This is a genomic window from Providencia rettgeri, from assembly GCF_001874625.1.
Taxonomy (GTDB): Bacteria; Pseudomonadota; Gammaproteobacteria; order Enterobacterales; family Enterobacteriaceae; genus Providencia; species Providencia huashanensis.
Genome location: NZ_CP017671.1, coordinates 1145109 through 1160287, shown reverse-complemented (window position 1 = coordinate 1160287; position 15179 = coordinate 1145109). Strand labels below are relative to the sequence as shown.

At 43.8% G+C, this 15179-nt stretch carries 7 protein-coding genes, 2 tRNA genes, 2 rRNA genes and 1 other annotated feature; of the genes, 3 read left to right on the top strand and 8 right to left on the bottom strand.

Going from position 1 to position 15179, the window contains the following annotated elements; all coding sequences use genetic code 11:
* Positions 1-137: 137 nt before the first annotated feature.
* The 7 genes from RB151_RS05130 to rluD all read right to left on the bottom strand — a co-directional run bounded on the left by RB151_RS05130 (position 138) and on the right by rluD (position 10305).
* Positions 138-3046 (bottom strand): 23S ribosomal RNA (locus RB151_RS05130).
* A gap of 315 nt (positions 3047-3361) precedes the next feature.
* Positions 3362-3437, bottom strand: a tRNA-Ala gene (locus RB151_RS05125).
* A 155-nt stretch (positions 3438-3592) separates the two neighbouring features.
* Positions 3593-3669, bottom strand: a tRNA-Ile gene (locus tag RB151_RS05120).
* 65 nt (positions 3670-3734) lie between these two features.
* Positions 3735-5274, bottom strand: a 16S ribosomal RNA gene (locus tag RB151_RS05115).
* The 16S and 23S rRNA genes sit together here with 2 tRNA genes alongside, the layout of an rRNA operon.
* Positions 5275-5896: 622 nt before the next feature.
* A complete protein-coding gene (gene clpB, locus RB151_RS05110; protein ID WP_042848669.1) occupies positions 5897-8470 on the bottom strand; it encodes an ATP-dependent chaperone ClpB in 2574 nt (857 codons plus the stop codon).
* Positions 8471-8593: 123 nt separating this feature from the next.
* On the bottom strand, positions 8594-9328 hold the full coding sequence (yfiH, locus tag RB151_RS05105; RefSeq protein WP_042848670.1) for a purine nucleoside phosphorylase YfiH: 735 nt from the start codon (positions 9326-9328) through the stop codon (positions 8594-8596).
* On the bottom strand, positions 9328-10305 hold the full coding sequence (rluD, locus tag RB151_RS05100; RefSeq protein ID WP_042848671.1) for a 23S rRNA pseudouridine(1911/1915/1917) synthase RluD: 978 nt from the start codon (positions 10303-10305) through the stop codon (positions 9328-9330). Before rluD ends, yfiH begins: the two co-directional genes overlap by 1 nt.
* A gap of 138 nt (positions 10306-10443) precedes the next feature.
* Between rluD and bamD the strand changes: the two genes are divergently transcribed.
* From bamD to pheA, 3 genes are all read left to right on the top strand, one after another.
* Positions 10444-11175, top strand: coding sequence for an outer membrane protein assembly factor BamD (gene bamD / locus RB151_RS05095; protein ID WP_042848672.1), 732 nt, complete (start codon positions 10444-10446; stop codon positions 11173-11175).
* 315 nt (positions 11176-11490) lie between these two features.
* Complete coding sequence (raiA, locus tag RB151_RS05090) at positions 11491-11820, top strand: ribosome-associated translation inhibitor RaiA (protein ID WP_042848673.1); 330 nt, start codon at positions 11491-11493, stop codon at positions 11818-11820.
* A gap of 140 nt (positions 11821-11960) precedes the next feature.
* Positions 11961-12082: a sequence feature (Phe leader region), on the top strand.
* Between the two features lie 25 nt (positions 12083-12107).
* Entirely contained in the window at positions 12108-13280 is a 1173-nt protein-coding gene (gene pheA, locus RB151_RS05085) for a bifunctional chorismate mutase/prephenate dehydratase (protein ID WP_042848674.1), read from the top strand.
* 76 nt (positions 13281-13356) lie between these two features.
* Here the strand turns inward: pheA and RB151_RS05080 are convergent, their stop codons facing one another.
* Complete coding sequence (locus RB151_RS05080) at positions 13357-14904, bottom strand: methyl-accepting chemotaxis protein (RefSeq protein ID WP_071547821.1); 1548 nt, start codon at positions 14902-14904, stop codon at positions 13357-13359.
* Positions 14905-15179 lie beyond the last annotated feature (275 nt).

The following is a 15179-nucleotide window of genomic DNA, read 5'->3' as shown; positions in this document are numbered from 1 at the left end:
TTTGTTCCCGTTTAGCGCATTTCGTCACTAAACCAGAACTGCAATCTTGAACAAGCTGCCATGTCCCTCGCCTCTCGGCTTCTCACGCTCATTGAATCAACGTCATCTCTCAATCTCTAAAACACCTTCGGTGTTGTCAGGTTAAGCCTCACGGTTCATTAGTATTGGTTAGCTCAACATATCGCTATGCTTACACACCCAACCTATCAACGTCTTAGTCTTAAACGTTCCTTTAGGACCCTTAAAGGGTCAGGGAAGACTCATCTCAAGGCAAGTTTCCCGCTTAGATGCTTTCAGCGGTTATCTCTTCCGCACTTAGCTACCGGGCAATGCCATTGGCATGACAACCCGAACACCAGTGGTGCGTCCACTCCGGTCCTCTCGTACTAGGAGCAGCCCCTTTCAATCTTCCAACGCCCACGGCAGATAGGGACCGAACTGTCTCACGACGTTCTAAACCCAGCTCGCGTACCACTTTAAACGGCGAACAGCCGTACCCTTGGGACCTACTTCAGCCCCAGGATGTGATGAGCCGACATCGAGGTGCCAAACACCGCCGTCGATATGAACTCTTGGGCGGTATCAGCCTGTTATCCCCGGAGTACCTTTTATCCGTTGAGCGATGGCCCTTCCATTCAGAACCACCGGATCACTAAGACCTACTTTCGTACCTGCTCGAGCCGTCACTCTCGCAGTCAAGCTGGCTTATGCCTTTGCACTAACCGCATGATGTCCGACCATGCTTAGCCAACCTTCGTGCTCCTCCGTTACTCTTTGGGAGGAGACCGCCCCAGTCAAACTACCCACCAGACACTGTCCGCACCCCGGATAACGGGGCAACGTTAGAACATCAAACATTAAAGGGTGGTATTTCAAGGTTGGCTCCATGCAGACTGGCGTCCACACTTCAAAGCCTCCCACCTATCCTACACATCAAGGCTCAATGTTCAGTGTCAAGCTATAGTAAAGGTTCACGGGGTCTTTCCGTCTTGCCGCGGGTACACTGCATCTTCACAGCGAGTTCAATTTCACTGAGTCTCGGGTGGAGACAGCCTGGCCATCATTACGCCATTCGTGCAGGTCGGAACTTACCCGACAAGGAATTTCGCTACCTTAGGACCGTTATAGTTACGGCCGCCGTTTACTGGGGCTTCGATCAAGAGCTTCTCCTTACGGATAACCCCATCAATTAACCTTCCAGCACCGGGCAGGCGTCACACCGTATACGTCCACTTTCGTGTTTGCACAGTGCTGTGTTTTTAATAAACAGTTGCAGCCAGCTGGTATCTGCGACTGGCTTCAGCTCCATGGGTAAACCACTTCACCTAGCGCCAGCGTGCCTTCTCCCGAAGTTACGGCACCATTTTGCCTAGTTCCTTCACCCGAGTTCTCTCAAGCGCCTGAGTATTCTCTACCTGACCACCTGTGTCGGTTTGGGGTACGATTAGTGATAATCTAGAGCTTAGAGGCTTTTCCTGGAAGCGGGGCATGAGCTACTTCGCCACCGTAGTGACTCGTCATCAGACCTCAGCATATAGTGAACCGGATTTGCCTAATTCACCTGCCTACATCCTTAAACCGGGACAACCGTCGCCCGGCCAGCCTAGCCTTCTCCGTCCCCCCATCGCAATTATCACCAGTACGGGAATATTAACCCGTTTCCCATCGACTACGCATTTCTGCCTCGCCTTAGGGGTCGACTCACCCTGCCCCGATTAACGTTGGACAGGAACCCTTGGTCTTCCGGCGTGCGGGTTTTTCACCCGCATTATCGTTACTTATGTCAGCATTCGCACTTCTGATACCTCCAGCATACCTCACAGTACACCTTCACAGGCTTACAGAACGCTCCCCTACCCAACAATATTTACATATCGCTGCCGCAGCTTCGGTGCATAGTTTAGCCCCGTTACATCTTCCGCGCAGGCCGACTCGACCAGTGAGCTATTACGCTTTCTTTAAATGATGGCTGCTTCTAAGCCAACATCCTGGCTGTCTGAGCCTTCCCACTTCGTTTCCCACTTAACTATGACTTTGGGACCTTAGCTGGCGGTCTGGGTTGTTTCCCTCTTCACGACGAACGTTAGCACCCGCCGTGTGTCTCCCGTGATAACATTCTTCGGTATTCGTAGTTTGCATCGAGTTGGTAAGTCGGGATGACCCCCTAGTCGAAACAGTGCTCTACCCCCGAAGATGAGTTCACGAGGCGCTACCTAAATAGCTTTCGGGGAGAACCAGCTATCTCCCGGTTTGATTGGCCTTTCACCCCCAGCCACAAGTCATCCGCTAATTTTTCAACATTAGTCGGTTCGGTCCTCCAGTTAGTGTTACCCAACCTTCAACCTGCCCATGGCTAGATCACCGGGTTTCGGGTCTATACCCTGCAACTCATTCGCCCAGTTAAGACTCGGTTTCCCTACGGCTCCCCTATACGGTTAACCTTGCTACAGAATATAAGTCGCTGACCCATTATACAAAAGGTACGCAGTCACCCTGATAAATCAAGGCTCCCACTGCTTGTACGTACACGGTTTCAGGTTCTATTTCACTCCCCTCGCCGGGGTTCTTTTCGCCTTTCCCTCACGGTACTGGTTCACTATCGGTCAATCAGGAGTATTTAGCCTTGGAGGATGGTCCCCCCATATTCAGACAGGATAACACGTGTCCCGCCCTACTCGTCGAGTTCACAACACTAATATCTTCAGATACGGGGCTATCACCCTTTACTGCCGGACTTTCCAGACCGTTCTCCTGATACTAATGCTGATTAAGACTCTGGGCTGCTCCCCGTTCGCTCGCCGCTACTAGGGGAATCTCGGTTGATTTCTTTTCCTCGGGGTACTGAGATGTTTCAGTTCCCCCGGTTCGCTTCGTTTGACTATGTATTCATCAAACGATAGTGCAACGAATTGCACTGGGTTTCCCCATTCGGAAATCGTCGGGTATAACGGTTCATATCACCTTACCGACGCTTATCGCAGATTAGCACGTCCTTCATCGCCTCTGATTGCCTAGGCATCCACCGTGTACGCTTAGTCGCTTAACCTCACAACCCGAAGGTGTCTTCTGACAACGAGTGACTGTGCTTCATGATTTCGGCGTTAGTCCGTGCTCGCAATGCTCACGTACATTAAGTACGCTGCGCTTGCTGTGCGCGGGCTGCCTTGAACTCATTTCGCTCGTCGACTCGATAGTTCAAAGTACACTATTCAAGTTGAGATTTTTGAGAGACTCTCACATTGTTTAAGCGATAAACAATGTGCGTTGTTTTCAATTTTCAGCTTGTTCCAGATTGTTAAAGAGCATAATTATTCGCAATAGACTATTTGACTAATCTATTCTGAATAATCAGAAAAATTTATGGTGGAGCTAAGCGGGATCGAACCGCTGACCTCCTGCGTGCAAGGCAGGCGCTCTCCCAGCTGAGCTATAGCCCCATAAAGGTAATTTCAGTATCAATAATAAATAATAAAATTTATACTTCTCGCTTTTAGTATGCTTAAAGTTACCAATTTTGTTTAGTCTAGGCGCGGATTGGCGAAGTTTACTTTTGGGTAAACGAGCTAATCTGCAACAACGAATAAACAAAATTTGGTAGGCCTGAGTGGACTTGAACCACCGACCTCACCCTTATCAGGGGTGCGCTCTAACCACCTGAGCTACAAGCCTATTGATACTGCTACTCTATTTCATCAGACAATCTGTGTGAGCACTTCACAAAAACACTTCAATGGTAAGGAGGTGATCCAACCGCAGGTTCCCCTACGGTTACCTTGTTACGACTTCACCCCAGTCATGAATCACAAAGTGGTAAGCGCCCTCCCGAAGGTTAAGCTACCTACTTCTTTTGCAACCCACTCCCATGGTGTGACGGGCGGTGTGTACAAGGCCCGGGAACGTATTCACCGTAGCATTCTGATCTACGATTACTAGCGATTCCGACTTCATGGAGTCGAGTTGCAGACTCCAATCCGGACTACGACGTACTTTATGAGTTCCGCTTGCTCTCGCGAGGTCGCTTCTCTTTGTATACGCCATTGTAGCACGTGTGTAGCCCTACTCGTAAGGGCCATGATGACTTGACGTCATCCCCACCTTCCTCCGGTTTATCACCGGCAGTCTCCTTTGAGTTCCCGACCGAATCGCTGGCAACAAAGGATAAGGGTTGCGCTCGTTGCGGGACTTAACCCAACATTTCACAACACGAGCTGACGACAGCCATGCAGCACCTGTCTCAGAGTTCCCGAAGGCACCAAAGCATCTCTGCTAAGTTCTCTGGATGTCAAGAGTAGGTAAGGTTCTTCGCGTTGCATCGAATTAAACCACATGCTCCACCGCTTGTGCGGGCCCCCGTCAATTCATTTGAGTTTTAACCTTGCGGCCGTACTCCCCAGGCGGTCGATTTAACGCGTTAGCTCCGAAAGCCACTCCTCAAGGGAACAACCTTCAAATCGACATCGTTTACAGCGTGGACTACCAGGGTATCTAATCCTGTTTGCTCCCCACGCTTTCGCACCTGAGCGTCAGTCTTTGTCCAGGGGGCCGCCTTCGCCACCGGTATTCCTCCACATCTCTACGCATTTCACCGCTACACATGGAATTCTACCCCCCTCTACAAGACTCTAGCTGACCAGTCTTAGATGCCATTCCCAGGTTAAGCCCGGGGATTTCACATCTAACTTAATCAACCGCCTGCGTGCGCTTTACGCCCAGTAATTCCGATTAACGCTTGCACCCTCCGTATTACCGCGGCTGCTGGCACGGAGTTAGCCGGTGCTTCTTCTGTCGGTAACGTCAATCGTTGATGATATTAGCATCAACGCCTTCCTCCCGACTGAAAGTACTTTACAACCCTAAGGCCTTCTTCATACACGCGGCATGGCTGCATCAGGCTTGCGCCCATTGTGCAATATTCCCCACTGCTGCCTCCCGTAGGAGTCTGGGCCGTGTCTCAGTCCCAGTGTGGCTGATCATCCTCTCAGACCAGCTAGGGATCGTCGCCTAGGTGAGCCATTACCTCACCTACTAGCTAATCCCATATGGGTTCATCCGATAGCGCAAGGACCGAAGTTCCCCTGCTTTGCTCCTAAGAGATTATGCGGTATTAGCCACCGTTTCCAGTGGTTATCCCCCTCTATCGGGCAGATCCCCATACATTACTCACCCGTCCGCCGCTCGTCAGCGAGAAGCAAGCTTCCCCTGTTACCGCTCGACTTGCATGTGTTAGGCCTGCCGCCAGCGTTCAATCTGAGCCATGATCAAACTCTTCAATTAAAAGTAGCTTGATGCTCAAAGAATGTCTTACTGACCGTAACGTTCTTTTGTTCGGCTAACGTTGTCGGCTTCACATCGCTTCCCCTCGCCGTACCTAAGTACTGTCTCGGGTTATCTCTGCTTGCCTTCGCGTTATCCTTCCAAAATAAGCGTTACTACCTTATTTCATATATATGAATTAACGTGTTAGTCACTCTTCAAGACTTAAAATCAAATATTTTTTTGATAGTGTCCTGTGAGTGCCCACACAGATTGTCTGATAAATTGTTAAAGAGCGTTGCGACTAAATCTGTTTGATTTTCGACTTCGAGGTCGTTGTCGCGAGGAGCCGTATAATACGTTTTCCTCTGTGAGAGTCAAGCAATTTTTTGCTTTTTCTTTTCAGAATCTCTCGCTGCCGTTTCAGTGTTCATCGCGCTTTGCGTTGTCTTGTTCCCGGTCAGTGGTGGCGCATTATAGGGAGTCAGAAAAATCTGGCAAGTGTTTTTTGAAAAAAAAACCTCAAGTGATTATATTTTATACTTTACGCCCAATTCTCAAGCAAAAAACGCGGTTTTATACGTAATTTGATATAAAAAAGGTGGCTAATATTAGCCACCTTTTGATTCTATAATAATATCAATTACTGCTTAGCAACTATCTCGTCATTTTCTACATCTAAAATGACAGGTTTACCCGGTAATAACCTACCTGACAAAATTTCTTGTGCCAGAGGGTTTTCAATTTCTTGTTGAATAGCACGTTTCAATGGCCTTGCACCGAAGATTGGGTCAAAACCTGCCTCACCAATTTTCTCAAGTGCAGCTGGAGTCGCTGTCACTTCATAGCCGTGTTCTTCAAGACGTTTATATAAACGAGCTAACTGAATATTAGCAATATTCGTAATTTGCTCTTTACCTAATGGATGGAATACAACCACTTCGTCAATACGGTTAATAAACTCAGGTCTGAAACTATGGGATACCACTTCCATTACCATATCTTTCATTTCTGAATAACCGATCATGCCAAACCTTTCTTGGATTAAGTCAGAACCCAAGTTAGATGTCATGATAATTACCGTATTACGGAAGTCTACCGTTCTACCTTGACCATCAGTTAAACGCCCATCATCCAGTACTTGCAATAAAATATTGAAGACATCTGGATGCGCTTTTTCAACTTCATCCAATAAAATAACAGAATATGGACGACGTCTAACGGCTTCAGTTAAATAGCCACCTTCCTCGTAACCGACATAACCTGGAGGCGCACCCACTAAACGCGATACCGCATGTTTTTCCATAAATTCAGACATATCGATACGCACCATTGCGTCATCGCTATCAAACATAAAGTTCGCCAGCGCCTTACACAGCTCAGTTTTACCGACCCCTGTAGGCCCTAAGAACATAAATGAACCTATAGGTCTATTTGGATCAGATAAACCTGCGCGACTACGACGAATCGCATTAGATACAGCAACAACCGCTTCATCTTGACCAATAACACGTTGATGTAATTGCTGCTCCATACGTAACAGTTTTTCCCGTTCACTTTCAAGCATTCTTGATACAGGTATCCCAGTCCAACGCGCTAAAATTTCAGCAATTTCAACGTCAGTGACTTTGTTACGTAAAAGCTTCATGCTTTTATTTTCCGCTTTCGTTGCGGCTTCAAGTTGTTTTTCAAGCTCTGGAATGCGGCCATATTGCAATTCAGACATTTTAGCTAAATCGCCCATTCGGCGTGCTTTTTCCATCTCTATACGTGTATTCTCTAGTTCAGCTTTTATATGCTGTGTACCAGTAAGAGATGCTTTTTCTGCTTTCCATTCTTCTTCTAACGCAGAATACTCACGTTCTTTCTCTGTTAGTTCTTCCTCTAACATTTCAAGACGTTTTTTACTTGCGTCATCAGATTCTTTTTTCAGAGCTTGCTGCTCGAGTTTAAGCTGAATAATCCGACGTTCTAGTCTATCTAAGGATTCAGGTTTTGAATCCATCTGCATACGCAAACTTGCACCAGCCTCGTCAATTAAGTCAATAGCTTTGTCTGGCAGCATACGATCGGTAATATACCGATGGGATAATGTTGCCGCTGCGACAATTGCTGGGTCAGTAATTTGTACATGGTGATGTAGCTCATAGCGCTCTTTCAAACCACGTAAAATCGCAATAGTGTCTTCAACTGACGGTTCTGCGACATAGACTTTTTGGAAACGGCGTTCCAACGCAGGGTCTTTTTCAATATATTGGCGATATTCATCTAACGTTGTCGCACCAACACAGTGTAATTCACCGCGAGCTAGCGCAGGTTTTAACATGTTGCCGGCATCCATTGCACCGTCAGCTTTACCAGCACCAACCATGGTGTGTAATTCATCAATAAATAGAATGACATTACCTTCTTGCTTTGCAAGGTCATTCAAAACGCCTTTTAAACGTTCTTCAAATTCACCACGGTATTTAGCGCCAGCAATTAGTGCGCCCATATCGAGTGAAAGTACACGTTTGTTTTTTAACCCTTCAGGAATTTCACCATTAACAATACGCTGAGCTAAACCTTCAACAATCGCAGTTTTACCAACACCGGGTTCACCAATAAGTACTGGGTTATTTTTAGTACGGCGCTGCAACACTTGGATCGTACGACGAATTTCTTCATCACGACCAATCACAGGGTCTAATTTACCTTGTTCTGCTCGCTCGGTTAAATCGACAGTATATTTTTTCAAAGCTTGGCGCTGGTCTTCAGCGCTTTGGTCATTCACTTTTTCTCCACCACGCATCTGTTCTATTGCCTTTATTAAGTTATCTTTATTAACACCTGCTGCTTTGAGCATGTCTGCTAATGTTGTATTGGCTTCTAAAGCGGCGATAAGAAATAATTCTGAGGAGATAAATTCATCCCCATGCTTTTGTGCCAATTGGTCACATAAATTCAAATGACGCATTAAGTCACTTGATGGTTGAACATCCCCCGCAACACCTTGCACCTGAGGCAAACGTTCCAATGCATCTTCAATCTTTTGCTTAAACTGCACAGCATTAACGCCTAGCGTTGTCAGTAAAGGACGAACAGTGCCACCGTCTTGATTAAACAAGGCACTTAATAGATGAATTGGTTCGATAAATTGGTTTTCGCGCCCAAGGGCTAATGATTGGGCGTCAGCGAGAGCTTGCTGGAATTTATTAGTTAAACGGTCCAGACGCATAACACCTCCGATAAATGAGATTAAATTTGCTACTGGTTACTAAATGAGGTCTATTTTTAACTATTCAAGTTTTGCATGGGATTATTTTTATTATATTTGTTAATTTAGATTATAACTCTAAAATTAGTTGGATACCCATATTAGAGAGGCCATTCTGCCCGTTTTTCCTTCACGTCTATAGGAAAAAAATCTGTTTTCATCCGTTACTGTACAAAAATCACCACCATAAATGGCATTAATTCCCATCGTACTCAGTTTTTTACGTGCTAATAAATAGATATCGGCTAAATATTTTCCATTATGGGGAGTAAAAGCTGAGGCCAAATCAGACGATTGATTAACAAATGCGTCTTTCACTTCGCCGCCAACTTCAAATTTCTCAGCTCCGATCGCAGGCCCTAACCATGCCATAATTTCATTTGTTGGGCTGACAAATTGGCTCACCGTATTCTCAAGTACACCATTGCATAAACCTCGCCAACCCGCGTGTGCCGCTGCGACTTCACTACCTGCCATATTACAAAAAAGCACGGGTAAACAGTCTGCGGTCATGATTGCACAAACCTGACCTTTTTGATTGGTATATACCGCATCAGCTTGTTTATTCTTGATTTTACTGCCATCAAGATGAAGCACGCGGGTACCGTGTACTTGCTCAAGCCACACCGGTTGTTGCGGTAATTGAGCAAGTTTAACTAAACGTTGGCGATTTTCACTGACGGCCTCAAAGCGATCCTCAACGTGATCACCTAAATTTAAGCTATCAAAAGGTGGTAGGCTCACACCACCAGCACGGGTCGTACTACAGCTTGATACACTTTTAGGCTGTGGCCAGTCAGGGAAAATCAATATGCTCATTACCAGTCCATATCGTCTTTGTGAAGTTCAGTATCTGCCTTTAAGGCATCAATAAGCTTAACCATATCATCCGGTAACGGTGCATGCCACTCCATTTGAATACCTGAAATTGGGTGATACAGGCGCAACATAGTCGCATGCAGTGCTTGCCTATCAAAGCTACGCATGACTTCGAAGAACTCTTCTGTTGCGCCTTTTAATGGACGCGGACGACCGCCATATAAAGGATCTCCAATTAAAGGATGATTAATATGAGCCATATGGACACGGATTTGGTGAGTTCGACCTGTTTCCAAACGTAAACGTAAACGAGTATGAGCTCTAAAATGCTCCATCACACGGTAATGTGTCACCGCAGGTTTCCCCATTGGATGAACAGCCATGTGGGTTCTTTTGGTTGGATGGCGTGAGATTGGCTCTTCCACCATGCCACCAGCAGTCATGCGGCCTACCGCTACGGCTTCATATTCACGCGTAATTTCTCTGCGTTGTAACGCTTCAACTAAATGAGTTTGCGCAGGAACCGTTTTTGCAACAACCATCAAGCCAGTCGTGTCTTTATCTAAACGGTGGACGATACCCGCTCTTGGTACATCGGCAATTTCAGGGTAACGATACAATAATGCGTTAAGGATCGTCCCATCTGGGTTGCCAGCGCCAGGATGAACAACTAAATTACGTGGTTTATTAATAATTAGGATATCTTCATCTTCATAAATAACATTAAGTGGGATATCTTGAGGCTCCCAGCGATTATCTTCTTCGATAAGGGCATCGATTAAAATTTGTTCGCTACCAAAAACTTTTTCTTTTGGCTTATTGATAACTTTGCCATTAACCTGCACTCTATCAGCTAAAATCCATTCTTTTATGCGTGAACGAGAATAATCAGGGAACAATTCGGCTAAAGCCTGATCTAAACGTTGACCAAGCTGTGATTCAGCGATAGTTGCACTAAGTTGTACTTGTTGAGCCATAAATTAATCTACTTTTTTGGTGTTTGTATTTTGACGGCACAGCCGTTTCATTTAAAATATATGCTATTGTAACTCGAATTTTGCCGGGAGCCTTATGGATAGTCTCCCTCGAAACACTCAGAGGATAACCTACACGTGATGATACGTATGAAAAATCTGGTGGCCGCTGCCACGTTAAGTCTGGTCTTAGTCGGCTGCTCCAGTAACAATGAAGTCAGTCCTGATAGCTCCCCAGCTGAAATTTATAGTACGGGTCAGCAAAAATTACAGGACGGCAACTTTAAAGCTGCTATCAAACAATTTGAAGCACTCGATAACCGTTATCCATTTGGTCCATATGCTCAGCAGGTCCAATTAGACCTCATTTACGCATATTATAAATCAGCAGAGCTGCCAATGGCGATAGCTGCGATTGACCGTTTCATGCGTTTGAACCCAACTCACCCAAATATTGACTACGTCCTTTACATGCGTGGTCTTACTGCTATGGCATTAGATGATAGTTTACTGCAAGGGCTCTTTGGTATCGACCGCTCAGATAGAGATCCACAACATGCACGCGTTGCATTTAAGGACTTTAGCCAATTAGTTCGCTACTATCCTAACAGTTTATACTCAAATGATGCGAGTAAGCGTTTAGTCTACTTAAAAGACCGCTTAGCGAAATTCGACCTTTCCGTGGTTGAATACTACAACAAACGCGGGGCTTATGTCGCGGTTGTTAACCGTGTCCAACAGATGCTAAAAGATTACCCAGACACAGAAGCAACACGTAATGCCTTGGCATACATGGAAATTGCTTATAAAGAAATGGGGTTAAATCAAGAAGCGACTAAGGTTGCGAATATTATTGCAGCAAACCCACAATAATATAACCGAGTAATCTTAAACAGCAGCCTTGGCTGCTGTTTTTCTTTGTTTGCTATTTTGAGACTAACAATACTTTCATTGGCTTAATTTTAACCCAAAAAAAGTTCCGACTATTTGCCGTATCGATAGCCAACTTAACCAGTTTGTCTTAATCTACTCATTTTGGCAATGCTTTTTCACCCCTTTTATACGTGAAATCACACTTCAAATGTACCGACTCCCTCCCCTTAATTAGATGTGATCTATATCAATTTTTTATTAGAGATAATAGGTATTCTGGACTCATCAAAGACGGAAACAATGAGAGGTAACTATATGATAGTGAACATTACTAGCAAACAAATGGATATTACCCCAGCAATTCGCGAGCACATTGAGAACCGTCTAACAAAACTTGATAAGTGGCAAGTCTCACTCATTAACACTCACGTAGTGTTATCAAAAGAGCCACAAGGTTTCATGGTTGATGCAAACATAAAAACAGCGACAGGTAAACTGGTCGCAAGCGCCAAACATGAAGATATGTACGTTGCAATTAATGAACTAATTAACAAACTCGAAAGACAACTTAATAAAGTGCAACATAAAGGAGAATCAAGAAGAGCCAACAATAGTGTAAAAGAAGCGAACCTCGTTACGTTATAATTTTATATTATCTATCAACTTATCTTGAACCTTGTAAACGCGCCTACTATAGGCGCGTTTTTTTGTGTTCTTAACCTTTTTTATTGACATCTTATTAAGTATCGGGTCTATTTAATACAGGTCTAATAATAGGTGTTGCAGATGAATCTTAATTTTGTCTTTTTTTTCTTCTTTTTTAGTGACTCTTAAATAAGGGGCTTTTGTCGTTCGAGAAAAAAAGAAGACAAGATTAGAAAGCCCCCAGCTAGGGGGCTTTTTTATATCATGATATTTACAGGGTGGGCAGAATGGATAACAGTAATAATCTACTGAAAGTAAGAGAGAAAATCAGCCAATTGGATAGTGAATTACTTGGCCTTTTGGCAAAACGTCGTGGTTATGCCGTTGAAGTGGCAGAAACAAAGATTGATGATAACCGCCCCATTCGAGATAAAGATCGCGAACGCCAACTCCTTGATGTTTTGATTAATAAAGGCAAACCCCTTGGACTAGACGGGTTTTATATTACTCGTCTATTTCAGATGATTATCGAGGACTCGGTTCTCACACAACAAGCCATTTTACAAAAACATTTAAATCTAACGCCAAGTGATACGGCTAGGTTTGCTTTTTTAGGCCCTAAAGGTTCTTACTCACACATCGCCGCTCGTCAATACTCTGCACGCCATTTTGATCAACTAGTTGAATGTAGTTGTCATAAATTCCAAGATATATTTTCATTGGTTGAAAGTGGGCAAGCTGAATACGGTATTTTACCGATAGAAAACACCAGTTCCGGTGCAATTAATGATGTTTACGATTTACTGCAGAATACAACATTATCAATTGTTGGCGAAATTCGACTACCAATTAACCATTGCCTTTTAACAACGGGCAATACTGATTTAAGCTTAATTGATACGGTGTATAGTCATCCGCAACCATTCCAACAATGTAGTCAATATTTAGCACAATACCCCCACTGGAAGATTAAATATTGCGACAGCACATCCACTGCGATGCAAATGGTAGCAGAACAAAATTTACCTAACGTCGCGGCGCTAGGCAGTGAAGCTGGGGGGGCTTTATATAATTTAAGTGTAATAGAGCATAGCCTTGCCAATCAACAGATAAATATGACCCGTTTTATTGTAGTCGCTCCACAACCGATTGAAGTAACAGAACAAGTTCCTGCTAAAACCACGTTATTAATGACTACAGGTCAACAAGCAGGTGCTTTAGTTGATGCACTGGTTATTCTAAAAAACAATCAGATAATAATGAGTAAATTAGAATCTCGCCCAATTAACGGTAAACCTTGGGAAGAGATGTTTTACGTTGATGTGCACGCTAATTTGCGTTCAGAAAATATGCAACAAGCTTTAAAAGAGCTATCAGCAATTACACGCTCAATAAAAGTATTGGGTTGTTACCCATCAGAGAATGTTGTCCCCGTTGAGCCAGAAAAGATCACACCTTAATTGTCTATATCAAAATACGTTGGCTGCACAGGTAGTTGTGCAGCCTTATCATCAGATTTGCAACGATTCTATTGTACTAATTAATAGCTTTTATTTTAAAGTAATTCACTAGTCCTTTTAAGTGGAATGCCTGCTCATTTAATGAGTCTGCTGCCACAACAGATTCCTCTACCAAGCTAGCGTTTTGCTGCGTTGTTAAATCAAGTTGCCCGACAGCACTATTAATCTGTGCAATCCCATCACTTTGTTCTCGGCTCGCTTGGCCAATTTCTCGTAGTAATGTGTTCATCTCTTTTACACTGTCAATCATTCCATAAATTTGATCAGTGGCTTTTTCAACTAAATCCATACCGTCTTGAGTTTGGGATGAAGAATTTTCAATAAGCTCGCGAATGTCACTAGCTGATGCCGCACTTTTTTGAGCTAGCAGCCTGACTTCGCCAGCGACGACAGCAAAACCACGGCCGTGCTCCCCTGCTCTAGCGGCTTCAACTGAGGCGTTTAATGCCAAAATATTTGTCTGAAATGCAATTGAATCAATCAGATTAATAATTTCTGTCATTTGTAACGATGATGTATTGATAGCCCGCATTTTATTAGTTACTTGACTCATCATATCACCATTGTTTTGTACTATGATTGCGGCTTGATCAGCCAACATACTTGCTTCGTGAGTATGCTCTGTTGTGTTTTGGACTGTTGAAGTAATTTGTTCCATTGAGCTCGCGGTTTCTTCAACAGATGCAGCTTGCTCTTCTGTACGAGACGCTAAATTTTGGTTTCCTGCAACAATTTGCCCTGCCGCAGCCGAAATACTCTCCGAACCTTGTTGAACTTCTTGGACAATTTCTAACAAACGCCCCTTCATGTCGTTGAGTGCTTGCAGCAGCACACCAGTTTCATCTTTTGAGGTTACTTGCATATCTTTAGTTAAATCGCCGCTTGCTATGGCTTGAGCAAAATGGACTGCATTTTCTAGAGGGCGAGTAATAATGGTAGTAATAAACCAACCAACTACACAGCCAATCCCAATACTGAAGAGCGACAATACCGCAAGCAGTATCTTATTACTTTCATAGTCAGCATTCACATTACGACCGATCTCTTGCATTTGTAGGTCTTGAATAGCCATTAGCGTCTGAATTTGCTCACGGTATTCGCGTTGAATACTAGAGGTTTTTGTCATCATTTCATCAATTGCAGCTTGGCGATTATTTTGCTGCAAGAATGCATTCATACGGGCTTGTGATGCATGGAATTGCTGACGAATTCCCCGTAGATCGGCCAATATTTCTTTAGAACGATCATCCGTTACACTACTTTCCAGTTTTTCCAGTAACTCCGTTATCTTAAGTGTAATTTTAGAGAGTTCTTCACGACGTTTATCGCTACCTCTATCATCAAGCAAAATAAGCTCTTGTATCCCAATAAAAGAATAAAAGTTATCCATCATTTGCCCTGCGGTCGATGCAATTGGATAGCTTTCATAAAGCACCTGCTTCATTCCTTCGTTTGCACGGTTCATGTTTGCCAAAGAAAATATTGAGCTCAAGATAATAAGCGCAACAAACCCGCCAAATGCTATCGTTAACTTCATACTGATTTTGAGATTCTTAAAAGACATATGTTTACCACACTAGCCATCATTTAATGATTAGTGTTATCGGTAAAGCCAGCCAAACCTTTATCATTTAAATCGATCGATTTATAAATATCAATTTTAAAAATTGATTAATTTAGAATTAAATAGTGGATAACTTGCTTTTTGAGAAGCTAAGGATATTATTCGAGAGAAACTACAGAAGTAAGTACAATTACTTATTTTAAATAAATAATCAGAATTAGATTGTCTAAAATTAGTATTTGTAAGGCATAACAATGCATTCGCAGAAGAAATAA